Here is a 26,124-nt window from a genome sequence, read left to right as displayed (position 1 = left end):
GGTTGAGGCCCCGCTGACCGCTTGGACATAAGATGTCTTAGACGCCCTTGCAGTTCCGCGCCTGTTTCCTTCACTGCCCCGTTTCAATCCTCGGAGGGATTCCGTGTCAGTTTCCAAGCACAGCAGCTGGTCTTATACCGAGGCTCTTCCCCTCGAGGACGCTGCGCTGACCGCCGCGCGGGCCCGGGGCTTGGAACTCGGCGTGGAGTCAGTGACCCCGGCCGTGGCTCAACTGATCACAGTACTCTCCGCGAGCGCTGCAGTGGAGGCCGCGGTTGAGGTCGGAACGGGCGTGGGGATCAGTTCGCTCGCGATTCTGCGTGGAATGGCTCCTAGCGGAGTGCTCACCACGATCGATAAGGATTACGATCACCTCGAAGCCGCCCGCTACGCCTTCAAGGAAGAGAACATCCCCAGCCGCCGCGTGCGCACCATCAATGGCCGCAGCCAGGAGGTCCTCCCTCGGCTCGCGGATTCCTCGTATCAGCTCGTACTGCTCGATGGTGACCCTAACCGGGTCGCGAAAGAAGCTGTGGAGGCGCTACGGCTGCTTGAACCGGGTGGGCTTTTGATCATCAACGATGCGCTGGATTCAGACCGCGTGTTGGCACCTGCCGTACGCAAGCCTTCAACGATCGCGGCCCGTAAGGCTCAACGGTGGCTGCGCGATCACGAGGACGTGTTCTCCGTGACCATTCCGTCTGGTTCCGGGGTCCTGCTAGCCGTCAAGCAACGCTAGCACCGCGTTAACTGCTAAGGCCGCGTTGGCCACTAGCCTTGCGTTGGCTGCTAGCGCCGCGTTGCCCGTTAGCCTCCGCACCCGCTGGATCTGACGGTTAGCCTACCCGCATGTCACCTAGCGGAGGCTGAATGTTTAAGCACTGGATGCGCCCACCGGTGTGGTGGACGCATCCAGCATTGCAAAACTAGTGACGTGAAGGCTTAGCCTGTTACTCCAACGAGCGCATCACGCATCGCCACGGCCTCATCGTCGTTGATCTCAAGGACCAAGCGGCCGCCGCCTTCGATCGGAACCCGCATAATCAAGCTCCGACCCTCTTTGACAACTTCCAACGGGCCGTCACCCGTACGCGGTTTCATCGCAGCCATTTTCGTGCGCTCCTCAGGTTCCATTGGGGTATCGCTCACCCCGTCGAAGTACGAGCCCCTAAAGGGTTACCTTCATTATCCCAGATAACCTGTGTCACAACCAATTGAAGGATAATCAGACCACGCCCTAGATACCTCTTGGTAACTTTTAGCCTCTAGTGCGTTGAGCTGCTTCGGCCAGATTTAGAAGCCTGGGAACGCAGGCGAGCGTTCTCAACCTCGAGCTCATCGATCCGTGCCGCGAGCTCATCGAGCACCTTATCGGTCACATCACAGCGGTATCCACGGAAGCCGATCGGCAAACGCAAAGCCTCAACGTCTGCACCCTGCGGGCTTTCGGGAAGCACAACAGGCGGGAGCACCGGGTCAGGTTCAGGCAGGCCAAACATCGGAGGCGTGTCATCCAACGGTTCGGTTTTCTGGGACGGCCGCGGATACACGGCTATAGCGATCGCCGCCGCAGCCGCCACCGCAATGAACACCACAAAGAGCGGCATCAGATCAACCTCACAGAACGCAGCGTGCGCTGCCTCGACTTACACTCAAAACATTTGTCTGCCGCGCCCGCTCGCGTCGGGCCCGCTATCTCTAGGATATGCGGTTGCTACGATGCGGCGTTGTCGTTGCTGCCACCCGCATCGCCATGTGGCTTCCCGGCTGGGCCGCGGGCGTGCGCAGTCACGAACTCAACGGCTTCTGCAACATCGTCGGTGATCAGCGGGCGCTGAATATCTGATTCACTGATGGTTCCTCGTCCCAGAAGCACCTGTTGCATCCATTCAAGTAGCGGGCTCCAGAAATCCTTACCAACCAACGCGATCGGGTAGCCGCTAATCTTCTGGGTCTGGCACAAGGTCATGATCTCGAAGAGCTCATCAAGCGTTCCTACCCCACCAGGCATCACGATGCAGCCGTCCGTGTACTTCACGAACGTGACCTTGCGGCTAAAGAAATAATGGAAAGGAACCGGGGTGTCCACCCACTCGTTGAAGCCCGTCTCGAACGGCAGGTTAATACCCAGCCCCACCGAACGCCCACCGGCCTCTGCAGCTCCACGGTTAACGCCCTCCATGGTTCCCGGACCGCCGCCGGTCACCACCGCGAAACCTGCCTCGACCAGCTGCCGCCCGACCTCGCGGGCGGCCGCATACTCCGGGGTGCCTTCGCCGAGCCGAGCTGAACCGAACACGGCGATCGCCCCGCCCAGCTCATTCAGCGAATCATAGGCGGTCACGAATTCGGACTGCATCCGCAGAACTCGCCACGCTTCGCGGCCGCGATCGATCGGCGAAGAACGCTTGAGCATATCTCGGTCAAAGTGGTCGGCTTGCCTGCGGCCGGGCAACGGAACATCGCGGTGGGATGGAGCCCCACGGTGCACTTGAGACTCGCGATGCGGCTGGGTACCGGGCTGCGGCTGAGCCCCAGGCTGTGGCTGTTGATGCGGCGAACGGTCAGAGCTGTCCATGTCTCAACACTATCCAGTACGCACGCAACTGGCACGCTGACACAAAAAATTCAACTTCCATCTGAGTTGATATAGGTCACACAAAAACTGCTATTTTATTTTCATGACATCAACAGTTGAGACGGACACCACACCCGTTGTCTCCCTCAAAGGGGTCAATAAGCACTATGGCCCACTGCACGTTCTGCGTGACATCAACCTCGACGTTCACCGTGGCGAAGTGGTTGTTGTTCTTGGCCCCTCGGGTTCCGGTAAGTCCACCATGTGCCGGACTATCAACCGCCTCGAAACCATCGACAACGGTGAGATCCTCATCAACGGCAAGAAGCTGCCAGAGGAAGGCAAGGCACTCGCCAAGCTACGTGCGGACGTCGGAATGGTCTTCCAGTCCTTCAACCTCTTCGCCAACAAAACCATTCAGGACAACGTGACCCTTGGTCCCATCAAGGTTCGTGGCGTCAAGCCGGCAGAGGCTAAGAAGCAGGCCCTCGAACTACTCAACCGAGTGGGCGTGGGCAACCAGGCCAACAAGATGCCCTCCCAGCTCTCAGGTGGCCAGCAGCAGCGCGTCGCTATCGCACGCGCACTCGCTATGAAACCTGAGGTCATGCTCTTCGACGAACCAACCTCTGCTCTCGATCCGGAGATGATCACCGAAGTCCTCGACATCATGGTTCAGCTCGCTAAATCCGGTATGACCATGATCGTGGTGACGCACGAGATGGGGTTTGCCCGCAAAGCCGCTGACCGCATCGTGTTCATGGCAGATGGCGAGATCGTTGAAGAAGCAACACCGGAAGAGTTCTTTACCAACCCGCAAACCGACCGGGCTAAAGACTTCCTCTCTAAGCTCATCACCCATTAACCACCCCACCCTGGGGCCCAGAAAGGAACCATTATGGCTCTCATGTTCAAACGCCGTAGCACCAAGCGTGCCAGCGCCGTTTTCGCAACCCTGGCTGCAGCATCGCTGGCCCTCACCGCGTGCGGTGGCGGCGACAGCCAGGCTGAGCACGTGGACGTCGACGCTAAGAAGGACGTCAAGATCGAAGGCTCCAAGACCTTCGACAAGATCTCCAAGGACGGCAAGGTCGTCATCGGTGTGAAGGAAGACCAGCCAGGTCTTGGCTACCTCGATGCGGCAACCGGCGAGCGCTCCGGCTTCGACATCGAAATCGCGCGCTGGATGGCAGCTGAACTCGGCGTTGAGGCCGACAAGATCGAATACAAGGTGGTTGACTCCGCAAACCGCGAGCAGGCGCTCTCCAACGGCGACGTTGACCTCTACGTCGGCACCTACTCGATCACCGATAAGCGTAAGCAGCAGGTCGGCTTCGTTGGCCCGTACTTCGAGACCGGCCAGGGTCTCTTGGTGAAGAAGGACGATGACAGCATCAAGTCTGAGAAGGATTTGAAGGGTAAGAAGGTCTGCTCGGCAACCGGCTCGACCCCGCTGCAGAACATCGAAGAGAACTTCAAGGACACCAAGGCCGTGGGTATGGACAAGTACTCGGCATGTGTCTCTGCCCTCATGGACGGCAACGTTGACGCTGTCACGACCGACCAGGCGATCCTTTTGGGTTACGCATCCAACGATCCTGACAACCTCAAGGTTGTTGGCGAACCTTTCACTGAGGAGCTCTACGGCGTCGGTATCCCTAAGGGTGACACCGCGCTGTGCACGGCCCTCTCCGATGCGATGACCTCCGAGGACGGCAAGAAGCACTGGACCGAGGTCTATGACGCAACGCTTGGCAAGTCCGGCACCAAGGTTGAACAGCCGACCCCAGCCAAGTGCGACTAACACTGTGCGACTAACTCCCTGCGGCTAGTCGTGCGTGACTCATAAGGAAGGCGGCTCGGGCGCTGAAAACTCGAGCCGCCTTTCCTATGGACACCGCTACGCCGTGGGCTCACACGGACTCTCCCCCACCTTGTAGACCTTTCCCACCTTGCAGACCCCTCCTACCTTGCAGACAAGGAGCGCTTAGATGGATGCGCTAGCCGAGTTCTGGCGAGTACTCACCGAAAATAGCGACATATATATCCGCGGCTTCCAGATGACCCTCTGGCTTTTTGTGGTCTCGGGCGCCGGTTCCCTCATCCTCGGCACCATTGTTGGTGCGATGCGGGTCTCCCCTGTGCCTGTGATGCGGGCGGTGGGTGCGTTCTATGTCAACGCGGTCCGTAACACGCCATTGACGTTGATCCTCATGTTTTTCGCGCTTGGTTACCCCAAGCTCGCATCCAGCGATAGCTCGATTCTGCCTAAGTTGGATTTCGTTCAGCTCGCGATCGTCGGCTTGACGCTCTACACCGCAACCTATGTTGCTGAAGCGTTGCGTTCCGGCATCAACACTGTGCCGTTGGGGCAAGCGGAAGCCGCCCGCGCCGTCGGGCTCACGTTCGGCCAATCCATGACCCAAATCATTTTGCCGCAAGCGTTCCGGGCAACCGTTCCACCGATGTTCTCGGTGTTCATCGCATTGCTGAAGAACACGACGGTTGCAGCGGCTTTCGGTGTGGTCGAGGCCGGTACGATCCGCCAGTATCTCTCCGAACGCTCCGAACCGCAGCTGCAGGGCCTCATCTGGGTTGCCATCATCTTCGTGGCGCTCGTGATGATTCTCTCCGTAGTGCAGCGGTACTTCGAACGTAAGTGGAAGGTGGCATAACCATGGCGGCTTCAGTTCTCTACGATCAGCCTGGCCCGCGCGCCAAAGTCCGCAACCGCATCCTGGCGGTGGCCACCATCGTTGTGGTTGCAGGGATCGTGTGGTTCATCATCAGCCAGTTCGCGGCGGCCGGGCAGTTCGCGCCCCAAAAGTGGGCGTTCCTGCAGTCACCACGCATCATGCAGGGCTTTATCCAAGGCGCTGTGAATACGTTGACCGCGTTCGGGCTCGCGGCGGTGCTTTCGCTCGCGCTCGGGTTCATCCTTGCGGTCGGGCGGCTCTCGGATCACGCATGGGTGCGCGCAATCTTCTCATTCCTCGTTGAGACGTTCCGCGCCATCCCGCTGCTGATCCTCATGATGTTGCTGTACTACGGCCTACCAACGTTGGACATCAAGATGACGCCGTTCACCGCTGTCGTGATCGCGTTGACCGCCTACAACGGCTCGGTTCTGGCTGAGGCGATCCGCGCGGGCGTTGTTTCGCTACCGAAGGGTCAGGCGGAAGCCGCGTACGCGATCGGTATGCGTAAATATCAGGTCATGACGCTCATCTTGCTACCGCAGGCCGTGAAGTCGATGCTGCCGGTCATCATCTCCCAGCTCGTGGTGGCGCTCAAGGACACGGCACTTGGTTTCGTGATCACATACCAGGAGCTGCTGTATCAGGTGAAGCTTGTGGGCAACCAGATCTCGTTCGGCTACCCGTTGATCCCGGCGGCGATGGTCGGCGCCGTGATGTACATCGGTTTGTGCCTCATCCTCTCCGGTGTTGCCCGCTACGCCGAATACCGGATCAACAAGCAGCCAGGCACCAAGAAGGCTCGCGCGAAGATGGAGAACGTTCAAGTCACATAGCTGAATGCAGACGTTATGCCTGCGCTCTTATGTGAGCTGTGTGACATACTTTGTCCGTGACTAGTGACAATCAGGGATTCTCTACCGTTCAGCGCCACTTGCTTGTGGTGACGTTAATCCCCATGTTCATGACGCTTCTGAGCGTATCGATTGTCAACGTCATTCTCCCTTCCATCAAGCACACCTTCGAAGCTGATGATTCCCAGCTTCAATGGGTCGTCTCCGGTTACGCGCTAGCCTTCGGTGTGTTGCTGGTTGCGGCTGGCCGGACCGGCGATGTGTACGGCCGCGGCCGTCTGTTCGTGGCGGGCCTGGCCGTGTTCGGGCTGGGTTCGCTCTTGGCGGGGTTGGCCCCGAACACTGCGGTGCTCAACATTGCCCGCGCACTAACCGGACTGGGCTCCGGTGCACTGGGTCCGCAGATTATCGGGCTGATCCAACAGTTCTTTAGCGGAAGCAAACGCGGGCGCGCGTTCGGCCTCTTCGGCGCAGTCGTGGGTGTCTCCGTGGCGATCGGCCCGGTACTGGGCGGTGTGCTGATTGCTGTGTTTGGCGCGGAATGGGGTTGGCGCGCCTCGATCCTCATCAACGTCCCGATCGCGGCGTTCGCGATCCTGATGTCCAAGAAATGGTTCCCGGCAGGCGCTTGGGAGCCTGTTCCCGCAGCTGATCAACCGGCAGGCATCCAGCGTGAGGGCGTGGAGGTTTCAGGTGGCCGCGCGAAAGCTGACATCGACCCGGTGGGTATCACCCTGTTCGGTTTGTCGGTATTGCTGGTCATGTTGCCGTTTATGGAGGCCCGCGCTTCCGCGTGGTTCTGGGCCGCGCTGCCTGTAGGGCTCGTGTTGCTTGTGGTCTGGGTTTTCTGGGAACGCGCCTATGAACGCCGCGGCCGCTCCCCCATGGTGGACCTCAACCTCTTCAAAACGCGTTCTTTCGCCAACGGCGCCGCGCTGATCTCCGTACATTTCACCGGCATGCCGGCCATCTGGTTGTTGGTTGCGGTATATATGCAGAACGGCCACGGCGAATCCGCGCTCGCGGCCGGCTCAATCGGCTTGCCAGCTGCGATCATCTCCGCGGTGACGTCCGCGATCGCTGGCCGGCACATCGTGCGTTTAGGCCGCATCCTGGTGCTGACTGCGCAGTTCGTGGTGCTCGGTGGCCTGCTCGGGAGCATCCTGGTGATCTGGATGATCGAAACCTGGGACATTTCAGTGTGGTGGCTCATGCTGCCGCTCGCGTTCACCGGCGGCGCCCAAGGTGCCGTGATCAGCCCGAACCAGACCCTCACACTGGCCGATGTGCCAGTCCAGTACGCGGGTTCCGCCGGCGGGGTCATGCAGACCGGCCAGCGCGTCGGCACCGCGATCGGGCTCGCGCTGGTCACGGGTATCGTTTTCGCGAGTGTGGCGGCAACCGGCAACTGGGACCACGCCACAATGATCGGTTTCGCAACCGTGTTCGTGATCGGTTCACTGGCTACCGCGCTCAGCATGCTGGATCTCTACCAGTCCCGGAAAGAACGCCGGAACCGCTACGGGGCATAACTAGCTCTCCACATAACGAGAGAGGCGCCACCACGAAAACCGTGGTGGCGCCCTCTCGTTGAGGCTTTAGCTTACGCGTTCGGGTAGTCGCGCTGTGTGTAGCCGGTGTAGAGCTGACGCGGACGGCCAATCTTACGCTCTGGGTCCTGCATCATTTCACGCCACTGAGCAATCCAGCCCGGCAAGCGGCCGATCGCGAACAGGACGGTGAACATCTTCTCTGGGAAGCCCATCGCCTTGTAGATCAGGCCTGTGTAGAAGTCCACGTTCGGGTAGAGCTTACGCTCGATGAAGTAATCATCGTTGAGCGCCTTCTCTTCCAGGTTCATCGCGATGTCGAGCAGCTCGTTGGAGCCGTGCTTCTTGAGGATGCGGTGTGCGGTCTCCTTGACGATCTTCGCGCGAGGATCATACGACTTGTAGACGCGGTGACCGAAGCCCATGAGGCGGATGCCGGCTTCCTTGTTCTTGACCTTCTCCATGAACTCGGACGGTTCGAGGCCTTCGGTCTGGATCTGCTTGAGCATGTGCAGAACCGCCTCGTTCGCGCCACCGTGGGCCGGGCCGAACAGAGCGTTGATGCCAGCGGATACGGAAGCGAACAGGTTCGCGTCAGCGGAACCGACCATGCGGACCGTGGAGGTCGAGCAGTTCTGTTCGTGGTCAGCGTGCAGAATCAGCAACTGGTCGAGTGCACGCACCGTCTCCGGGTCCAGCTCGTATGGCTCAGCTGGGTTAGCGAAGCACAAGCGGATGAAGTTCTCCACAAGGCTCAGCGAGTTATCCGGGTAGAGCAACGCTCGGCCGGTCGACTTCTTCAAAGCGTATGCGGCGATGACCGGAACCTTTGCCATGAGGCGGATCGTGGACAGCTCGATCTGTTCCTCATCGAAGGGGTCCAGAGAATCCTGGTACCACGTAGACAGCGCGGAAACAGCCGAGGACAGCAGCGGCATCGGGTGGGCGTCGCGTGGGAAGCCGTCGAAGAAGCTACGCATCTCCTCGTGCAGGAGGGTGCGGCGGCGAATGCTCTGATCCCATTCTTTATACTGCTCGGCGTTCGGGAGTTCGCCGTTGATCAGCAGGTAGGAGGTCTCCAGGAAGTTCGACTTCTCAGCGAGCTGCTCGATCGGGTAGCCGCGGTAACGCAGGATCCCCTGCTCACCGTCGATAAAGGTGATGGCCGACTTCGTCGAGGCCGTGTTCATGTACCCCGGGTCATACGTGACTGCGCCGGTTTCTTTACGCAGCGGAGCGATTGCCAGGCCTTCGTTGCCTTCTGCCGCTTCCACAACGCCGAGGTCAAGCTGCTTCCCGGCATAGCTCAACTGTGCATTCGCATCAGTCATGTGGAGTGCCTCCTGAGTGAGATAGTTGACGTGCCGCGTGTAGCGCCGGTCACTTCCGGGCACACGGGTGGCTCCTTTATACCGTATCCTGTCCGCGCCACGGCTGCGAGCTGAGCGCGCTAATTTTGCCACAGGCTAAGCGCTCTTTTGCCGCACGCTAAGCACTCCAGCGCAATTCTGCAGGTACCCGTGTTAGTTCTGGAGGTGCCCAGGTTGGTTCAGACTGCCCGCCCGCATCGAGGTTACTTTAGCCGCTCTACCGCGGCTTGGATCCGTTCATCTGGTGCGGTGAGCGCGATGCGCACGTGCTGGGTTCCGTGCGGTCCATAGAACGCGCCGGGGCCGGCGATGATCCCGCGCTCGGCGAGCCAGCCTATGGTGTCCCAACAGTCCTCACCACGTGTGGCCCATAAGTACAGGCCGGCTTCTGAATGCTCGATGCTGAACCCGGCCGCCTCGAGCGCGTTCTTCAAGAGCTCACGGCGGGCACGGTAGAGGTTCTTCTGCTGCGTAACGTGCGCATCGTCGGCAAGACCTACCGTCATCGCGTGCTGGACCGGGCCGGGGATCATCATGCCCGCGTGTTTGCGGGTGTTGATGAGATCGGACATGAGTTCCGGGGCACCCGTGACGAACGCAGCGCGATATCCGGCGAGGTTGGACTGCTTGGACATCGAATAGATCCCCAGAAGCCCGGTGAGGTCTCCCCCATTGACGTCCGTGTCCAGGATCGAGGGAACAGAGTCTTCCCATTCGCCCCAGCCGAGTTCGGCATAACATTCATCCGAGGCGATGACCGCGCCGATCTCGCGGGCATCACGCACCCAACGGGCGAGCTCGCCACGGCTGAGCACCGAACCGGTCGGATTGCCCGGGGAATTCAGGTAGATCAGCTTCACGCGGGAACGTGTCGCGTCATCCAGCTCATCTAAAGAATCAGCTGAGACCGCCTCAGCACCAGTAAGCGTGGCTCCCACCGCGTACGTCGGGTACGCAACGCGGGGACACACCACCACATCAGTGTTTCCATGACCAGCGGCAGCATCTGCGCCAGCGGCGGCATCTGCGCCAGCGGCGGCCTCCTCGCGACCGTGAGGCCCCAGCCCCAAGATGAGGGGCAGCCACGCGATGAACTCCTTGGAGCCCACCACGGGCATCACCATATCCGCGGTCACATCCGTGGCGTTGCGGCGGCGGCGCCACCATTGCGCGATCGCCTCCCGTAGCTCGGCCGTGCCTTGCGTTGTTGGGTAGCCCGGCGAATTCGTGGCCTCGGCGAGCGCGTCCTGCAGGATCTGGGGCGTCGGGTCCACCGGGGTGCCGATCGAAATGTCGACCACACCGTCGGGGTGGGCGTGCGCGCGCTCACGATACGGCGCTAGAAGCTCCCACGGATAGTCAGGAAGATGCAACCCGAACGATGCGGATGGCTGGGCTGTTGACCGCTCAGATGTGCTCATGTGTTCCTTGTCCTGAGCGGTTCAGTCTTGGTTTTGCGGAGGTAGCGCGTCGATGAACGGGTGGTCGAAATCGAAGGCACCCGAACGGGCCGCACCGCCTGGGGAGCCGATCTCGTCGAAGAAGTCGACGTTGGCTTTGTAGTATTCCGCCCATTCTTCGGGTACATCGTCTTCGTAGTAGATGGCTTCCACGGGGCAGACCGGTTCGCACGCGCCGCAGTCAACGCACTCATCCGGATGGATGTAGAGCATGCGGTTGCCTTCATAGATGCAGTCCACTGGGCATTCGTCAATGCACGCCTTGTCTTTCAAATCTACACAGGGCTGCGCAATGATGTAGGTCACGCTGGTCGCCTTACCTTTCCACGACTGGGATAGCGGTTGAAACTGTTGAGCCTCAGTTTAGTAGCCTGCGCCGTTGATGCCTAAAGCTTCCCCGCCGCTAAGGTGCGCTCAGAGGAAAGGGTCAACCCGGCGTAATGCTTGGAAACTTTGCCCGTGGGTGCCCACCAGTGCCGCAGGCTTGCCGTTGACGGCCAGGGTGATGCGGTGGTCGAAAGGGGTTTTATGGCGTTGATCAACCCACGGCAGAACTCCGTAGGGTTCCGACGAGATCCAGGTGATGTTTGGGAATTCGGCCAGTGCTGTGCGGAAGGTTTCCCGGCGGTCTGGGCTGAGGTAGTACAAAACCCAGGTGTGGAAGACCACGATGCGGGCCTCGCGTGGCGCTTGCCGTATCAGATCCGGGATCGCTTCAACGAGGTCACCGGCAATGATTCGGGCGGGTTCGGCCAGCGCTATCTGAGCGGCGGCGTGCAACCGTTGCCGGCGTTCCTGGTGTTCTGGCCAGATGAGGGTTTCCAGCCACGCGAGCTCCTCGTCGCGTGCGAGGTTGAGCGGGTTGAGGTCTGCCCCTGCACGGTAGGCAACCTCCGGGATATGGTCTGGAACCCAGTCCGCGTCGATAGCGCACGGCAGGGTTACAGTGGATGGCCCAGCGTCCGGGTGGAGCTCGACTGTCTGCCCCGCAGTGGTCGTGTAGGCGTAGGAGTAGCGGTCCGGGTAGAGGCACAACCCGGCGCTCGCGCCGGCTTCGATCAGGGCGAGCGGCTCCTGCTTGTCAGCGGGCCGGGAACCCGCATCGGAGGCCGCGGCTGTGTTGGCTCCAGAGGTCGCGGTTGCTGGGGCATCCAGCCGGTGGAGCCGCGAGAGTATCGGTAGCATCGCGGCGCATCGGTTCGCCTCATTCGTTTGCGTTGCCCGTTGCAGAACTTCAGGCTTGACTTGTTCCCAGTTCTTCAACAGCCAGGTACGGAACTGTTCGTAGTCCCCTACCGGGGCACCGAGTAGCCGGGCGGATGCGAAGACGAGGTTCGGTTGGGTCTTCAAACCTGGCAGCTGGGCGATCAACTGCAACACAGCAGGGTCCTGGGCTACTCCCTGCGCCCATTGGTCATAAGTTGCGGAGATTCCCCGAGCCTCGGCCTCAGCAAAGTGGCGGTAGGTTTCCGCAATTGTGGCATGCATGCCCACCAGGGTAAGTTCCCTAGCCGTCTAGAACCCACCCGGGTGCAATATTTGTTCTTTTGGGAATATCTGCCCGCCGCGCATCGTGCGCCACCAGCCGCACCCTGCCGACGCACCGACACCGTCCTGACTCACCGGCACCGGTGATGCACCGGCACCGCATCGACGATGCACCGGCATGAGGCAAAGCGCGGCTGTGAGATGATCGCTGCATGGCTGATCTGTTTGATGCCCTCGGTGTTGGTGCGCGTGTTGTTGCACGCTATCACTTGCCGGATGGCGTGCTGACGGATGCGCTGGGTGAGATCGTCTATATCGGGGCGGGCGAGGACTATGTGCCCGATGCCGACCGTCATGACGCGGCAGAGGCACAAACCCCTCACGCTGATGCGCCTGCCCTCGACGCTGACAAGCAAGCGTCCGCTCCCGCTGGTGCGGGCAGGGTTGTTGTGGTGCGTACGCGGCGCGGCGATGTGGTGGTGCCGACCTCGCGCATCACTCACGCTAAGCCTGTTCCGCCTCCACCTCAAAGACGCGGGCCTCGCGCGCACGGCGGCTGAGGATTTTCAGCACGGCAAGCGAGGCGAGCACGGTGGCCAGGATCACGCCGATGAACAGGGTCAGTGCGGCGATGTAGGCGCCGGGTGCGGCTTGGCGTGCGAACTCGTTGATCGGGGCGATCACAACGTTGGTTGTCGAAAGCGAGAGCGCCCCGTTGGTCGCGAACGCTATGGCCCCGATAGCTCCGGGTACCCAGGTGCGGCCGGCGAAGCTACCCCACCACAGGCTCGCGGCGAACACTGCGAACGCTGAGAGCACGGAACCCCACGGGAGCACCACGAGCGTTTCGTTCACCAGGCCCGCCCAATAGTGGGTGTGCCACAGTACCGCGGAGATACCGGACATCAACCCCAACAGCACCGTCATGACCACAGTCACGATGGTTGACGGTCCCTTCACGGTTGGGCCCTTCACGGTTGGGGTTGATGCTCGGTCCGTGTGGTTAGTTCTTTGCACGTTTGCGGGCCTCGCGCATACGGTCAGCGGAGTTGAGGGTCACTTTGCGGATGCGGATCGCTTCCGGGGTCACCTCGACACATTCGTCTTCGGCAGCGAATTCGAGGGACTCTTCCAGCGTGAGCATGCGTGGCGGGGTGAGGCCTTCGAAGGAGTCAGCGGAAGCAGCGCGCATGTTGGTCTGCTTCTTCTCTTTGGTGATGTTGACTTCCATGTCTTCGTTGCGGGAGTTCTCCCCCACAACCATGCCTTCGTAGACTTCCTGGGTTGGTTGGACGAAGAACGTCATGCGTTCTTGCAGGTTGATCATCGCATACGGGGTGGCGACCCCTGCGCGGTCGGAGATGATCGAGCCGGTGTTGCGGTATTCGATGTCCCCTGCCCACGGTTCGTAGCCTGCGGAGATGGTGTTAGCGATGCCGGCGCCGTGGGTCAGTGTCAGGAAGGTGCTACGGAAGCCGATGAGCCCGCGGGCTGGCACGGTGAAAACCATGCGGACCCAGCCGGAGCCGTGGTTGGTCATTTCCTGCATGCGTCCCTTACGGGCGGCAAGCAACTGTGTCACGCCGCCGAGGTAGTCCTCCGGGGTGTCGATCGTGATTTCTTCCATCGGTTCGTGGACCTTGCCGTCGATCTCGCGTGTCACAACCTGGGGTTTGCCGACCGTGAGTTCGAAGCCTTCGCGGCGCATCTGCTCCACGAGGATCGAAAGCGCGAGCTCGCCGCGGCCTTGGACCTCCCACGCATCTGGGCGTTCGGTTGGTAGGACCTTGAGCGAGACGTTACCGATCAGTTCACGGTCGAGGCGGTCTTTAACTTGGCGGGCGGTGACTTTCGCGCCTTTGACGCGGCCTGCCAGCGGCGAGGTGTTGATACCGATGGTCATGGAGATCGCGGGATCGTCGATGTGGATCGCCGGTAGCGGGCGTGGATCGTTAGGGTCGGTGATGGTGTCACCGATCATGATGTTTTCGATGCCGGCTACAGCGACGATCTCGCCCGGGCCGGCTTCTTGAGCTGGGACGCGTTCGAGCCCGCGGGTCTCCAGCAGTTCGGTGATCTTGACCGAACGCTGTTCGCCCTGATGGATCCAGGCGACGTTTTGCCCCTTCTTCAGGGTTCCGCCGTGAATGCGCAAAAGTGCTAGACGTCCCAGGAACGGGGAGGCATCAAGGTTGGTTACGTGCGCCTGGAGCACGCCGTCGTCTTCATAGGACGGTGCCGGGACGTGCTTCATGATGGTCTCGAAGAGCGGCTCGAGGTCTTCGCTGTTGGGAAGTTCACCGTCTGCTGGCTGTTCGAGCGAGGCGCGGCCGGCCTTACCGGACGCGTACACGACCGGTAGCTCCAGGATCGCGTCAATATCGAGGTCAGGGACCTCCTCGGAAATATCGGAGGCCAAGCCGAGCAAGAGGTCCATCGTTTCAGCAACAACGCCGTCGATGCGGGCATCCGGGCGGTCTGTCTTGTTGACCACCAGGATCACCGGCTTACGTGCCTCAAGGGTCTTGCGCAACACAAAGCGAGTCTGCGGCAGCGGGCCTTCGGAGGAGTCCACGAGCAGGACCACGCCATCGACCATCGACAATCCGCGCTCTACTTCCCCACCGAAATCCGCGTGGCCGGGGGTGTCGATCACGTTGATCGTGACGTCCTGACCATCCGAGGCCGGGCCGTTATAGAACACCGTGGTGTTCTTAGCCAGGATGGTGATCCCCTTTTCACGTTCGAGTTCGCCAGAGTCCATCACGCGGTCTTCTTGTTCGCCGTGTGAAGCGAACGCTCCAGTGGTGCGGAGCATGGCATCAACCAGAGTGGTTTTGCCGTGATCAACGTGTGCAACGATCGCAACGTTGCGGAGGTCCTCGCGTGAGGCACGTGCCATAAGGGGTTCCTTGTCAGCTTGTTCGGTAGGCCGCCTTCCGGCAACCAGCGTCTATTGTCAACGTGCTTGCAAGTCTACTCTGGTGTTGCACATCAGGTGCGGGATACATGGCACGATTATTCTTATGATCACTTCTCCGATGACGTTGACCCGTAGCGTGTCTGGCTGGATTCTTGGCATTGTGGTGCTTGCTTTCGGCGCTTTTGCCGCGATCGATGCGTTTGCGCGCGGGTTTTTCTATACGGGTGTTGCGACGTCTTTCGGCACGATGGCGTTGGTCATGTTGATTGCGTGGACGTTGATTTTGCCGAGGCTTGTGGTGGAGCCGGAGGCGGTTGTGGTCCATAACGCGACGTGCGTGGTGAGGATCCCGTGGGGTCAGTTGCGGGAGGCTCAGGATGTGTATTTTGTTGAGCTCACGGATACCGATGGTGTGGTGACTCGCGTGTGGTCTGCCCCTGTCCAGGGCATGGGTCAGCGGCGGAAGGCTTTGCGCGCCAAGGCCTCTGATGCTGATTTGTTGCGGCACGGCGTTGATCCGAAGCAGATTAAGGATCGCGAGGCTAGGCTGCGTGACGGCAAGGGTATTTCGGCGCAGGTGATGCGTTATAAAGATGCGCAGCTGAAAGCCGTCGATGCAGGTGATCTTGTTGCCGATGCGGTCAACGCCGAAGTCACGAAAACCTGGCTTTCACTTCAGTGGATCATGCTCGGGGTGGTTGCGCTAGCCACCATCGTGATGTTGATCATCGCTTAAGCTGGCTTAGACCAATGGCGCGGCCCCGCGGAGGGGCCGCGCCATGGTTTAACCGCCTTTTATTTGGCTACTATGCTCCGGCGGGTACTCGTTTAGCCGAGCTTCAGGCGTGCACGGCGGCGTGCCGCCTGCACGTCGGGGTCTGGGACCGGCGCTGCCGCGAGTAGTTCGCGTGTGTATTCCTCGCGAGGGTAGTGCAACACGAGGTCGGCAGGACCTTGTTCAACCACCTTGCCTGCACGCATCACCACGACATCGTCAGCGAGGTGATCCACAACCGCGAGGTCGTGGGATACGAACAGGCACGCGAAGCCGTACTCCTTCTGTAGCTCGGTCAGCATCTCCAGGACCACGGCCTGAACCGATACGTCGAGCGCGGATGTCGGCTCGTCAGCGATCAGCAAGGCTGGGTCCAAAGCGAGAGCACGGGCAATACCGACACGCTGCTTCTGCCCGCCTGAGAGCTCGTGCGGGTACCGGTTGATGACGTCGGCCGGCAGCTTCACGGCATCCAGCAGCGTTTTGGCTCGCTCGATGCGTGACTTCTTGTCCCCTACCTTGTGCACAACCATCGGCTCGGTGATGCAGTCACCGATCGGGAACCGTGGGTCCAGCGAGGCGGCAGGGTCCTGGAAGATCACGCCCATCTTCCGGCGCATCTCCTTAGCTTCGCGTCCGCGTAGCTTGGTGAGGTCCTTGCCACCGATGTGTAGCTCGCCTTCCGCTATCGGCAGCAGGCCGAGCACAGCCTTAGCAAGCGTAGATTTACCGGAACCGGACTCCCCCACCAGGGCCGTGGTGCGGCCCTTTGCGACGTTGAAGTTAGCGCCTTCAACGGCGCGGAACTTACCGCGGCGAACTTTATACTCAACAGCGACGTCGTGGACCGAGACCACAACCTCATCGTTGGCACGTTCCTGTTCGATACGTGCGGTAAGTTCCGCGATCTCATCCCCCAGGTGGGAGCTGTCTATGTTGACGTCTTCGAGGCGCGGAACCGCTGCCAGCAGACGCTGAGTGTACGGGTGGCTCGGGTTCGTGAGAATCTCACGTGCCTCACCCTGTTCCACCAGCTCGCCCATGAACATCACCGCGACACGGTCTGCGAGGTCCGCAACAACACCCATGTTGTGGGTGATCAGCAGAATCGCAACATTGAGGGTGTCTTTGAGCTCACGCAGAAGGTCCAGGACTTCAGCCTGAACTGTCACGTCGAGTGCGGTGGTCGGCTCGTCCGCGATAATGACCTCAGGGTCACACGCCAGAGCCATAGCGATCACGATGCGCTGACGCTGACCACCAGAGAACTGGTGCGGGTACTGTTTGATGCGCTTAGCCGCATCCGGGATACCTACGCGGTCGAGGAGCTCGACAGCTTTCTCAGTGGCTGCTTGACCGTATGCGACGTTGTGAACTTCCATCGCCTCAGTCAGCTGTTTCTCGACCGTGAGCACCGGGTTCAGTGCGGTCATCGGCTCCTGGAAGACCATCGCTACTTTGGTTGCGCGCATGCGGCGCATCTTCTCGGAAGGCAACCCGATCACCTGGGTTCCCGCAACGTGCGCTTTACCCCGGATCTCTGCTGTGTCAGCGAGCAAGCCCATAGCCGAAAGGCTCGTTACGGATTTACCGGAACCGGATTCGCCCACCAGAGCCAAGACTTCGCCGCGGCGTACGTCGAGGGTGACGCCCTTGACTGCCTTGACGTGCGATTCGCTGGTGATGAAGTCGACCTTGAGGTTGTCAAACGACAACACAACTTCACCGTCACGGCTCTTTCGGGCACCACCAGGCGCAACTGCATGTGCCGTGCTGTCGGTCGTGGCCGCGCTGTCAGTTGCGGCCGTCGCGTCAGCGTTCAGTGGCGTTCCGGAGACGGCAGTGCTGTCCACGGGCTTGTTTGGGTCCGCGTGCTTGCTCACTTCTTGTCTCCTTCTGGGGTGTCTGGTTTGACGTCGTCCAGTGTAGGTGTCCCTTGGTCAGGCTCGTGCGCAATCGGCACTTCAGAGACCTCTTCGGCCGTGTCCTTCTCAGTCTTGGTGGTACCTGCGGTTGCGGTCTCAGTCTCCCATGCGCCACGGCGGTGTGCGCTGCCCGGGAAGATGAAGGACCACAACGAACGCTTGCGGCGCCCTGCACCCTGGCGTGGGTCGAACGCGTCACGCAGACCATCACCGATGAAGTTGATAGTCAAAGCGATCGTGAGGATCATCAGGCCCGGCCACCAGAACAGCCACGGACGGGTCGTGAACGAGTTCTGGTAGGTCGAGATTAACAGGCCCAGCGAGGACTGTGGTGGACGTACGCCGTAGCCGAGGTAGGACAGCGAGGTTTCCAACAGCACTGCCGCAGCGATAGCTAGGGTCGCGTTCACGAGGATCGTGCCGACAGTGTTCGGGATGAGGTGCTTCATCACGATGCGGTTGGTCGAGGCACCCATCGCACGCGCCGCGTCGATGAACTCGCGTTCACGCAGCGAGAGCACCTGGGAACGCACCAGACGCGAAAGACCAGCCCACGAAACACAGCCGAGCAGCAGACCGAGGAACCATGGCGAGTTCACCGCCGAGCCTGCGATGCGACCGACAATCGCTGCGATGAGCAGCAGAGGGACAACAAAGAAGATGTCCGCGATACGCATGATGAGGCCGTCGATGAATCCGCGGAAGTAGCCGGAGATCGCGCCGAGCAGGGTTCCCAGTGCGGTCGAGACAACGCCAACGAGAACCGCGATGATGAGCGAAACCTGAGTTCCGCGCATCACGAGTGCGAAGTAGTCAACGCCGAGGGCGTCCTGCCCGAACCAGTGGGTTGCCGATGGTGCCCCGCCGTCGATGATGTCGCCTTGTTCGACGTAGTCGAAGCGCCACCAGCCCGGGATCGTGATTCCGAATACGGAAATGCCGATCGAGGTGACGGAGACGATGATGATGAACGCGAGAACGACCGCGGAGATCATCGCTGGTTTATGGCGCAGGAAGCGCCGTAGAACCAGCTGCCCTTGGGATAGGGACTTGGTTTCTTTGCTCGCGAGGCGGGCATCTTCGATTGCGGAGATCGAGACGCGCTCATCCGTTGAGGCTTCGATGGTTTTATTGCTCTTGTTTTCTGGGGTGTTCTGAGTCATGTCCTATCCCCTTTCCGTGCGGGTCCGGTGGTGACGGTGTGCGTGGGCATCCGCTGGGCGGTGTGCTGTACGCGGGGGCGTCATACTCGGATCCTCGGGTCGATGAGGGCGTAGATCACGTCAGCCAGCAGGTTGAACAGGACGGCGATACCACCTGTGACAACTACGAAAGCCATGACGGGGTTGGGGTCAACGTTGTTCAGGCCTGTCTGGAAGAGCTCACCCATGCCCTTCCAACCGAAGACTTGTTCGGTGATGATCGCGCCACCGATCAGTGCCGCAAAGTCCATCACGACAATCGTCACGATCGGGATGAGCGCGTTTCGGAATGCGTGGCGCAGGATCACGGTGCGCTCTGGGAGGCCTTTAGCGCGTGCGGTGCGGATGTAGTCCTGCGAGTTGATTTCCATCATGGTTGCGCGGGTATAGCGCGAGTAGGAGGCGACGGAAACTACGGTCAGCAGGATGGTTGGTAGCAGGATCTGCGAACCACGGTCGAGGGTTTGGAGCCAGAAGCCGCCGTCGAAGTTCGGTGTTTGGGAACCGATCGTGGAGATCGGGCGTGGCTTGGCTTCCAGGAATTCTGGCCACGCGTTGAAGATGTGCCAGATCATGGTCAGCGCTACACCTACGCCGACGGTTGCCAGCGATGCGCTGATGGCTTGGACGCGCAGGCGCCCACCGAGGAAGAAGCCGAGCAGCCACGGGACGGCGATCGCGAGCAAGAAGCCGATGAACAGGATCAGCGCGGTTGGCTCAAGGAAGATGTTGTATCCGGCGTAGAAGACGACCATGACGAGCACTGCACAGATGAGTGCTGGCAACAGTACGTGGCGGTGGCCTTCCTTGTTCTTGATACCGACGGTCGAGGAGGTCGCGAAGACAGCAACCCCGATCACGATGAGCGCGATGACCCACGGTGGCAGGGACGGGTAGCGCCAGAAGTCTTGTGCAGTGAAGGCGACCATCGCAACACCGACGATCACCGCGGTTGCGAGGAAGCTGAACAGGCGGCGTTTCCAGGCGCCTCCCATGAAGAGCTGGATCACGAAACCGGCTAATAGCGCTGTGAGGACCACTTGCATGGTTGAAAAGCTTGGGTCCGCTATCCAGTTGTTGTAGTTGATAGCCGCGTATTCCTTGAGCAACACAGCAGCCCAGAACACTGGCAGGGAGAAGAACACGAAAGCAAGGAAGGTGACGATGTAGTCGAGGTCGGAGTACTGCCGCACAGCGGTCAGAACACCGATGCCGACGCCGATCACGATCGCGAGGATCACAGAGAGGGTTACCAATCGCAGGGTCGAATCAGCTGCTGCCGCGAGGCGGGCTCCAACGTCGTTGCCGTTGACATCAACGCCGAGGTCACACTGACCGATGAGGCAGGCCGATGTACCCTTGAGCCAGTCGAGGTATCGCAGACCCCATGGGGTGTCGAGTTGAAGGTTTCTGATGCGGGCTTCCATGGCCACGCGAACCTTAGGGTCGGATGCGAGTTCGCGCATCCCTGCTAGCGGGTCACCTGAGAATTGGATCAGCGCATAGACCACGAAGGTGGCTAGCAGCAAGATCAGGACTGAGATACCCAGACGCCGGAGGATAAATGTCAGCACGGTCGAAGACCTTTCGGTTTCGTGCGAAGTGGACGGTAAGCGTTTTTCGGTAAGCGGGCCCGGAGTCTTCCGACTCCGGGCCCGCTTACCCTTGGCTACACGTTACGCCATTCAAGTGCCGAGCGTGCGCTCAGCGTTCATCTTGAGTTATGGGTCGGGCACAACGCGTTGCGATGTAGTTATAGAAGCCAGTGACTTACTTAACGTACTGCCACTGGTCAGCGTTCCAGGTAATACCGGACTGGGTCACAGTGTGCGCGATGTTAGCGATCTTTGGATCAGCTGCACGCATGCCTGGATGCTGGAAGATCGGGATGCCGTAGAGGTTATCCCACAGAGCCTTCTCTGCTTCCTTGACTGCTTCAAGGTGTGCGTCGTCAGCCGTCGCCTTCTTCATCTTGTCGAATGCGGCGTCAACATCGGCGTTCTTGAACTTACCGTAGTTCTGTGCACCCTTCGAGTGGTAGATGTTCCAGCCGGAGGTCTTCTGGCCGGAGCCTGCCCATGCGAAGAGTGCTACCTCGTACTTACCGGTATCCAGGGTGCCGCCCGGATCGAAGAAGTCCTTGGAGGAGACGTCTTCGACCTTGAAGCCGGCCTTCTCGCAGGAGTTCTTGATCAGCTGGAACTGCTGGCTACGGCGTGGGTTTGGTGCGGAGTAACCGATACGTACGGTTGCGCCTTCCTTGCCCTTGTCCTTCAGGAGCTTCTTGGCGCCTTCGATGTCGACCTCGTCGTATTCGCCCTTGTATGCCTCAGAGACAACATTCTCGTAGTTCTCGTCATCGCTGAAGATCTCACGTGCGTTGAGCACGGTCGCGTCTGGGTTGATGGACTTGACCAGCTTGTCAACGATTTCCTGACGTGGAACACACATGGCGAACGCCTTGCGGACGTCAAGGTCCTCCATCACGTTGCCCTTGCGGAAGTTGAAGTCCAGGTGCTCCCAGGTGAGCTGGTTACCCGAGTAGAGCTTGGCCTCGTTGGAGCCTTCGAGGCCCTTGAGCTGGTCGGCGATGTCCGGGGTGATCTGAGGTGAGATGACCTGAAGGTCCTTGTTCTTCAAGCCCTGAACCATGGCGGAGTCATCGATAAAGCGGAAGGTGAGCTTCTCAACGCCTGGCTTCTCGCCCCAGTACTTAGGGTTGGCCTTGACGGTCACGGACTCGCCCTGCTGCCAGGAATCGAGGATGTATGGTCCACCGGAGACGTTATCTTCTTCCTTCGGCAACTTGCCTGCGCCGCGGTTCCAGCCCTTGTTCCAGAACTCTGCAGCCTTCTCGAGCTTCTTGCCGTCCTGGTCCTGGAGAGCTTTGATGTACTCTTCCTTGGACAAGCCGCCGTTCTTAGCGATGACGTGTGCTGGGAAGGACAACCAGGTCTGCAGCTCCCAGTCTGGGTTTGGTTCCTTGAAGGTCACAGTGAACTTCTTGCCCTTAGGGTCGCCCTGCGGGCCGTCTGGAACCTGGTCGACGAGGTCATTAGAGACGTTGTCGAACAGCGGTGGGGCGTTACCGTCACCATCCTTCTCTGCGTCTGGGGAGGACAAGGTGGTCTGGGTACCCCATGCGGAGATTGCGTCAGCTACGGTGATCGGCGTGCCGTCGGACCATACAGCATCCTCGTGGATGGTGTATTCGACCTTCATCGGGTCCTCGGAGATGAGCTTGTAGGAGCCCATGTCCTTGTTCTGGTAGACCTTGCCATCCGTGCCGTAGTACATGAAGCCTGGCATGTAGGTATCGGCAACAGCGGAGGTGTAAGTGGAGTAGGTATCTGGAGTCAGACCGTTGTAGCCACCGTATTCAATGGAACCTACCGTGATCTTGATTTCCTTGTTCTGGGTCTCTACGTCGCTGAGTTCAAAACGGCCCGAGCCTTCGAACTGCTTAGCATCGCCAACGGTCTGGCTATCGCCGCCCTTGTCGTCCTTCTTTTTATCCTGGCTACCGCCCGGGGAGCAAGCGGTCAGTGCCAGAGATGCAGCTGCGGTTGCCGCAACTGCCATGGAGATACGCTTCAGACGCATGTCCACTCCTGTCATTCTCAAATGGTGCATACAACTCGGCGGCGCCGGTTGCCGTGAGGATTCATGATCGTTGTTAGCTAGATCACGTGCTCAATACTATACAACCTGTTTTCAAAATGAATATCAAGGTAAATTTTCAGATTCTCCATGGTTACGCCCAGATGATGGTTGAACGCGCGAATTGTGGTAAGACCACATGGATTTTTATACGCCGCTGTGCCTTCTCATCGGCAGGAATCGCTTCTACTCAGCGGCTTCCTGTATGAGTCGTGACAGGATCTGTATAACCACGTCAGGGCGGTCCGCATGCACCCAGTGTCCGGCTCCTTTGACCATGACCTTGCGCATGCCCGGGAACAGTCCCCGCATCAGCGCAGTATCCTCATCCGTGATGTATCCGGAGTCGGAGCCACCAACCCACACAACGGGACCCTCAAACGGGAGGTCCTCAGATGTGAGTGGGAAGTCACCGATCCTACTCAGCCAGCTGCGCAGGCTCGCTACGTTGGGCTGCCAGGACCATCCATTGCCATCACGCTGAAGGTTCTGCAACAGGAAGGCCCGCACCCCCGGCTCCTCGACCTCTGATGCCAATACCGCATCGGCATCAGCGCGCCTCTCAATACGCGAAAGGTCTAGATCAAGCACGCTATCCAGCAAATGTTTGAAGGGTGCTTTGTTGGCTTCATAGTCCGCAGGGCGCGGCGATATATCGATGACCGCGAGCGCACGCACAAAAGGCGTGCCATCAGTGGCGGAGGCCCTGCCGCCCGATTCGCCGCCGTCTGCCGCGCAGCTACCGTGACGCAACGCGACCTTCATGGCGACCTTGCCGCCCATCGAGTGCCCCACAACCACGGCAGAGTCAACGCCGCGGGTTTTGAGGGTTGCGACCACCGAATCAGCCATCTGGTCGTAGGAAAAATCGTCAGTCCAATCGGCAACGCCGTGGTTCGGCAGATCAACCAGATACGAAGTCGCAACCTCAGATAGAGCTCTCGCAATCGAGATGAAGTTGCGACCGCGCCCCATCAGACCGTGCAGGAATACGACCGGGACGGGCCCCTCCCCCACAACCTGGACCGGGAGGTTAGCGTCAGGCAGGTTGGTATCGGTTAATTTCGCATCGGGTGCTTCAGACTCAGCCATAATGTCACCCTAGCTAACGCGGCTACTCTCCGGGCTCTGTTAGAGCCCGCGGCGCATCACCATGAGGCCTACGCCGCCGAGCATCCCCAAACCGACCACAGCTACTACAACACCTGCAGTCTGGGTTCCACGGTGAACCCATGGGATACCCACGGCTTCTTCCGCATCCCATGCTTCGGCCTGCCCCTTGGTGCGCGGGGTCACCCTACCGAGCGGTCCTTGTGGGCGGTTTTGCTGGCCCTGGTGTTCAACCCAGCCGAAGTCACTTGCAGCCGGAGGCTCGATGGGATTGCCATGTTCGTCCAGAACAGGCGCTGGGCGTTCGCCATCACCAGCGGAGCCGTCACGAGACTCAGGGCTGCTTCCATCCCAGCCCTGGCTTCCAGGGAAGAACGGTTCGAAAATGCTTGGCACATCGGAGCCTGCTGGATCGTTAGGCGATCCTGGAACGATGATGCCTTCTCCTGCACCCTGGTCAGTGCCGTGCTCGCCAGGCCGTTCACCCGGAAGAGGGGCCTCACCACTTGGCTGTGCATCCCCTGCACCGCCGCCGCTATCCGTAGAGTCCTCCGGCGTTTGATCTTCCTGAGACGGTGCAGGAGCTTCCGATGGCTGTGGAGCCTCCGGTTCTCCAGGAGAAACATCTGCCGGACCCGGGGCGGCCGATGGCGCCGGAGCGACTGGTGGCGCCAATGGGACAGCTGGCAGAGGGTCCAGTGGCCGGCCTGGCGCAGTTTCAGGCAAAGGCATAGGAGCCGGTTCGGCCGGGAACCCTGGTGCTAGCGGAATCTGAATCTGTGGTGCAGACGGAACACGGCCCAGGGGTGCGGACGGGCGGTTACCCAGAGGCGCAGACGGGCGGTGGCCCTGCTGCACGTTTGGACGGTTGCCCAGAGGCGCCGAAGGGCGGTGGCCTTGCGGCACTGAAGGGCGGGCACCCCACGGGCCGGAAGAATGCGGAGGATCAAACAGTCCTGGCCTGAACCATTCAGGTACGTCCAGCAGATCCGGCGAGAGCCGTGGCGGCCGCTTAAAACCACCTGGCGAGAAAGGCGGCGGCGGATCGATCGGCCGCATTTCCGTCTCATCCACTGGCTCGTTTGCGTCCGATTCTTCCGGGAACGGGTCAGTTGGTGCTGGGAATGGTTCTGGTTCAGCTGGACCTTCCTCGCCCGGTGCAGGCTCAGATGGAGCTTCCTCAGTTGGGTCTGCTTCGCTTGGAGCTGGCTCGGATGGAGCCGCTTCTTCGCTTGGCTCGTCCTCGGATGGCGCTGGCTCAGCGGACTCAGACGTAGCAGGCTCGGTAGGCTCCGGGGTAGGCGCAACCTCGTCTGGCGCTTCCTCGGATGGTTCTGCCTCGCCTGGTGCTTCCTCGGCCGTCTCAGGCTCGCTTGGAGCGAGTTCTTCGCCTGGCTCGTTCTCTCCCGGTGCTGCCTCACCTGGTTCAGGTACGCCAGATGGTTCAGCGACCGGGGTCGGTTCTTCCGCTGGCTGTTCAGGAGCAGGGAGCGTGAAATCTACCGTGTAGGAGCCATATGCGCCCCATGCAACGTTGGTCAACCCTGGGTTAGGGAGATCGTACTGCGGCAAGAGTGCTGGGCTAGACCACGTCAAATTGGTGTTCTCTGCCTGCCCAACAAAAACCATCGAGTACTTGAAGTTGACGTGCTTGCGGCGCTCTTTGACCTTGCAGATGGAGTTACCCAGCGCGCTCGTGAAGCAGCCGTCATGGGCGCTCTCTGCGATCTCACCGATAAGTTTGTCTTCGGACGGCTTCTTATTAAACGTTCCGTTGAATGCCAGAACGTATTGCCCCTGGTCGTCAGTCCAGGTCATCTTGGTTTCAGCGAGGCCAGATTTGCCCGTGATCTCTTCATACTGCTTGAGCAGACGCACCTGCTCAGCTAGCGCGGCCTCGCGCCCAACACCAGGGTTGCGCAACATGAAACGGTCCATGCCCTTAGCAACCCAGTCATTGACATACGCGCCAACCACCGTGACGCCGGCAGCAGGTGCCGCGTCCTGTTCAGAGACATCCCCTGAAGCCGGTTGAGTCACAACGCCCCTGAAGGTTCCTTGCACACGCTTATCAAACCTGCGCAACTGAACCCACCCGGTTGGCATGGAAGCCACCTGCTCAGACCAGTCTGCGTTATTAAACAACTGAGCAATGTAGGCGGAGTTTTCATCCAACCCGTCAAGTGGGATGGGGGTCAGCATCGGCTTGACCGCTGCCTTAGCTGCAGACTGATAAGCAGGAGCGATACCTGCCCTATCTGCACCCATTCCAGGAGCAGCATGTGCCGATTCGGAGCCGATAGCCGGAGCAAAAGCCATGCCGGCAGCCAAAGCAAAAGCTGCGGACCCAACGGTGAACCGCTTGATGCGGCCAGCCGCCTTCGCCTCGCGCTGTGATTTAGCTCCAGGCGTTTGCACGCGGAGTTCTTCCTGGCTCGAATGCGAGCAAGGTCCTAGGGGCAACAACGGATGACTTTCACGCATACCCTTACCTCCTCGCCTCAGTCATTGGTGCGCAGACTAGTGTCACACA

Annotated in this window: 23 protein-coding genes; 8 read left to right on the top strand and 15 right to left on the bottom strand. The window is 60.1% G+C overall.

What is annotated here, in order from left to right; translation table 11 throughout:
* Positions 1-103 precede the first annotated feature (103 nt).
* Positions 104-739 carry an O-methyltransferase gene (locus MHJ63_RS08940; RefSeq protein WP_035755433.1) on the top strand — a complete coding sequence of 212 codons (636 nt, stop codon included), beginning with the start codon at positions 104-106 and terminating at the stop codon, positions 737-739.
* A 203-nt stretch (positions 740-942) separates the two neighbouring features.
* On the opposite strand, the gene MHJ63_RS08935 is transcribed toward MHJ63_RS08940, so the two are convergent.
* The 3 genes from MHJ63_RS08935 to MHJ63_RS08925 form a co-directional block, all read right to left on the bottom strand.
* Positions 943-1,110 carry a DUF3117 domain-containing protein gene (locus tag MHJ63_RS08935; protein ID WP_070491469.1) on the bottom strand — a complete coding sequence of 56 codons (168 nt, stop codon included), beginning with the start codon at positions 1,108-1,110 and terminating at the stop codon, positions 943-945.
* Positions 1,111-1,265: 155 nt separating this feature from the next.
* Positions 1,266-1,607, bottom strand: a complete 342-nt coding sequence (locus tag MHJ63_RS08930) for a hypothetical protein (RefSeq protein WP_052048344.1) — start codon at positions 1,605-1,607, stop codon at positions 1,266-1,268.
* Positions 1,608-1,714: 107 nt separating this feature from the next.
* Positions 1,715-2,578 (bottom strand): LOG family protein, encoded by an 864-nt coding sequence (locus MHJ63_RS08925; RefSeq protein ID WP_239447218.1) that lies wholly within the window; start codon positions 2,576-2,578, stop codon positions 1,715-1,717.
* 103 nt (positions 2,579-2,681) lie between these two features.
* Here MHJ63_RS08925 and MHJ63_RS08920 point away from each other — a divergent pair, with 103 nt between their 5' ends.
* From MHJ63_RS08920 to MHJ63_RS08900, 5 genes are all read left to right on the top strand, one after another.
* Positions 2,682-3,443: an amino acid ABC transporter ATP-binding protein gene (locus MHJ63_RS08920; protein ID WP_035755444.1), complete on the top strand. Its 762-nt coding sequence runs from the start codon at positions 2,682-2,684 to the stop codon at positions 3,441-3,443.
* A 33-nt stretch (positions 3,444-3,476) separates the two neighbouring features.
* Positions 3,477-4,382 (top strand): glutamate ABC transporter substrate-binding protein, encoded by a 906-nt coding sequence (locus MHJ63_RS08915; protein WP_141742494.1) that lies wholly within the window; start codon positions 3,477-3,479, stop codon positions 4,380-4,382.
* Between the two features lie 187 nt (positions 4,383-4,569).
* Positions 4,570-5,253 (top strand): amino acid ABC transporter permease, encoded by a 684-nt coding sequence (locus tag MHJ63_RS08910; RefSeq protein WP_070491473.1) that lies wholly within the window; start codon positions 4,570-4,572, stop codon positions 5,251-5,253.
* A gap of 2 nt (positions 5,254-5,255) precedes the next feature.
* The gene (locus MHJ63_RS08905; RefSeq protein ID WP_052048345.1) at positions 5,256-6,110 is read left to right on the top strand and encodes an amino acid ABC transporter permease; all 855 of its coding nucleotides are present in this window, start codon (positions 5,256-5,258) and stop codon (positions 6,108-6,110) included.
* Between the two features lie 128 nt (positions 6,111-6,238).
* The gene (locus MHJ63_RS08900) at positions 6,239-7,660 is read left to right on the top strand and encodes an MFS transporter (RefSeq protein ID WP_239447217.1); all 1,422 of its coding nucleotides are present in this window, start codon (positions 6,239-6,241) and stop codon (positions 7,658-7,660) included.
* A gap of 71 nt (positions 7,661-7,731) precedes the next feature.
* Here the strand turns inward: MHJ63_RS08900 and MHJ63_RS08895 are convergent, their stop codons facing one another.
* The 4 genes from MHJ63_RS08895 to MHJ63_RS08880 form a co-directional block, all read right to left on the bottom strand.
* On the bottom strand, positions 7,732-9,009 hold the full coding sequence (locus MHJ63_RS08895) for a citrate synthase (protein ID WP_035755449.1): 1,278 nt from the start codon (positions 9,007-9,009) through the stop codon (positions 7,732-7,734).
* A gap of 242 nt (positions 9,010-9,251) precedes the next feature.
* Positions 9,252-10,469 (bottom strand): succinyldiaminopimelate transaminase, encoded by a 1,218-nt coding sequence (dapC, locus tag MHJ63_RS08890; protein ID WP_239447216.1) that lies wholly within the window; start codon positions 10,467-10,469, stop codon positions 9,252-9,254.
* 21 nt (positions 10,470-10,490) lie between these two features.
* On the bottom strand, positions 10,491-10,814 hold the full coding sequence (gene fdxA / locus MHJ63_RS08885) for a ferredoxin (RefSeq protein ID WP_035755451.1): 324 nt from the start codon (positions 10,812-10,814) through the stop codon (positions 10,491-10,493).
* Between the two features lie 108 nt (positions 10,815-10,922).
* Entirely contained in the window at positions 10,923-11,996 is a 1,074-nt protein-coding gene (locus MHJ63_RS08880; RefSeq protein ID WP_239447215.1) for a DUF2332 domain-containing protein, read from the bottom strand.
* A 212-nt stretch (positions 11,997-12,208) separates the two neighbouring features.
* Between MHJ63_RS08880 and MHJ63_RS08875 the strand changes: the two genes are divergently transcribed.
* Positions 12,209-12,556: a hypothetical protein gene (locus tag MHJ63_RS08875; protein ID WP_239447214.1), complete on the top strand. Its 348-nt coding sequence runs from the start codon at positions 12,209-12,211 to the stop codon at positions 12,554-12,556.
* Here MHJ63_RS08875 and MHJ63_RS08870 read toward each other — a convergent pair.
* Entirely contained in the window at positions 12,501-12,956 is a 456-nt protein-coding gene (locus MHJ63_RS08870) for a hypothetical protein (RefSeq protein ID WP_239447213.1), read from the bottom strand. The two genes, MHJ63_RS08875 and MHJ63_RS08870, sit on opposite strands and share 56 nt — an antisense overlap.
* Before the next feature lie 43 nt (positions 12,957-12,999).
* On the bottom strand, positions 13,000-14,898 hold the full coding sequence (typA, locus tag MHJ63_RS08865) for a translational GTPase TypA (RefSeq protein ID WP_035755457.1): 1,899 nt from the start codon (positions 14,896-14,898) through the stop codon (positions 13,000-13,002).
* Positions 14,899-15,022: 124 nt separating this feature from the next.
* On the opposite strand from typA, the gene MHJ63_RS08860 reads away from it, so the two are divergent.
* The gene (locus MHJ63_RS08860) at positions 15,023-15,655 is read left to right on the top strand and encodes a hypothetical protein (RefSeq protein ID WP_239447212.1); all 633 of its coding nucleotides are present in this window, start codon (positions 15,023-15,025) and stop codon (positions 15,653-15,655) included.
* A 92-nt stretch (positions 15,656-15,747) separates the two neighbouring features.
* Here the strand turns inward: MHJ63_RS08860 and MHJ63_RS08855 are convergent, their stop codons facing one another.
* The 6 genes from MHJ63_RS08855 to MHJ63_RS08830 all read right to left on the bottom strand — a co-directional run bounded on the left by MHJ63_RS08855 (position 15,748) and on the right by MHJ63_RS08830 (position 26,009).
* Positions 15,748-17,577: an ABC transporter ATP-binding protein gene (locus MHJ63_RS08855; protein ID WP_420876150.1), complete on the bottom strand. Its 1,830-nt coding sequence runs from the start codon at positions 17,575-17,577 to the stop codon at positions 15,748-15,750.
* Positions 17,574-18,782 carry an ABC transporter permease gene (locus MHJ63_RS08850; RefSeq protein WP_052048348.1) on the bottom strand — a complete coding sequence of 403 codons (1,209 nt, stop codon included), beginning with the start codon at positions 18,780-18,782 and terminating at the stop codon, positions 17,574-17,576. The genes MHJ63_RS08855 and MHJ63_RS08850 overlap by 4 nt, the downstream gene beginning before the upstream one ends.
* Before the next feature lie 80 nt (positions 18,783-18,862).
* Positions 18,863-20,395, bottom strand: a complete 1,533-nt coding sequence (locus MHJ63_RS08845; RefSeq protein WP_239447211.1) for an ABC transporter permease — start codon at positions 20,393-20,395, stop codon at positions 18,863-18,865.
* A gap of 196 nt (positions 20,396-20,591) precedes the next feature.
* Positions 20,592-22,424, bottom strand: coding sequence for an ABC transporter family substrate-binding protein (locus MHJ63_RS08840; protein ID WP_239447210.1), 1,833 nt, complete (start codon positions 22,422-22,424; stop codon positions 20,592-20,594).
* A 243-nt stretch (positions 22,425-22,667) separates the two neighbouring features.
* Positions 22,668-23,573 carry an alpha/beta fold hydrolase gene (locus tag MHJ63_RS08835; RefSeq protein ID WP_239447209.1) on the bottom strand — a complete coding sequence of 302 codons (906 nt, stop codon included), beginning with the start codon at positions 23,571-23,573 and terminating at the stop codon, positions 22,668-22,670.
* A gap of 39 nt (positions 23,574-23,612) precedes the next feature.
* The gene (locus MHJ63_RS08830) at positions 23,613-26,009 is read right to left on the bottom strand and encodes a hypothetical protein (protein WP_239447208.1); all 2,397 of its coding nucleotides are present in this window, start codon (positions 26,007-26,009) and stop codon (positions 23,613-23,615) included.
* Positions 26,010-26,124 lie beyond the last annotated feature (115 nt).

This window comes from Pseudoglutamicibacter albus, from assembly GCF_022346425.1.
Lineage (GTDB): Bacteria > Actinomycetota > Actinomycetes > Actinomycetales > Micrococcaceae > Pseudoglutamicibacter > Pseudoglutamicibacter albus.
Note: the sequence above shows the minus strand (reverse complement) of the source record. Positions and strands in the feature narration are given on the sequence as shown.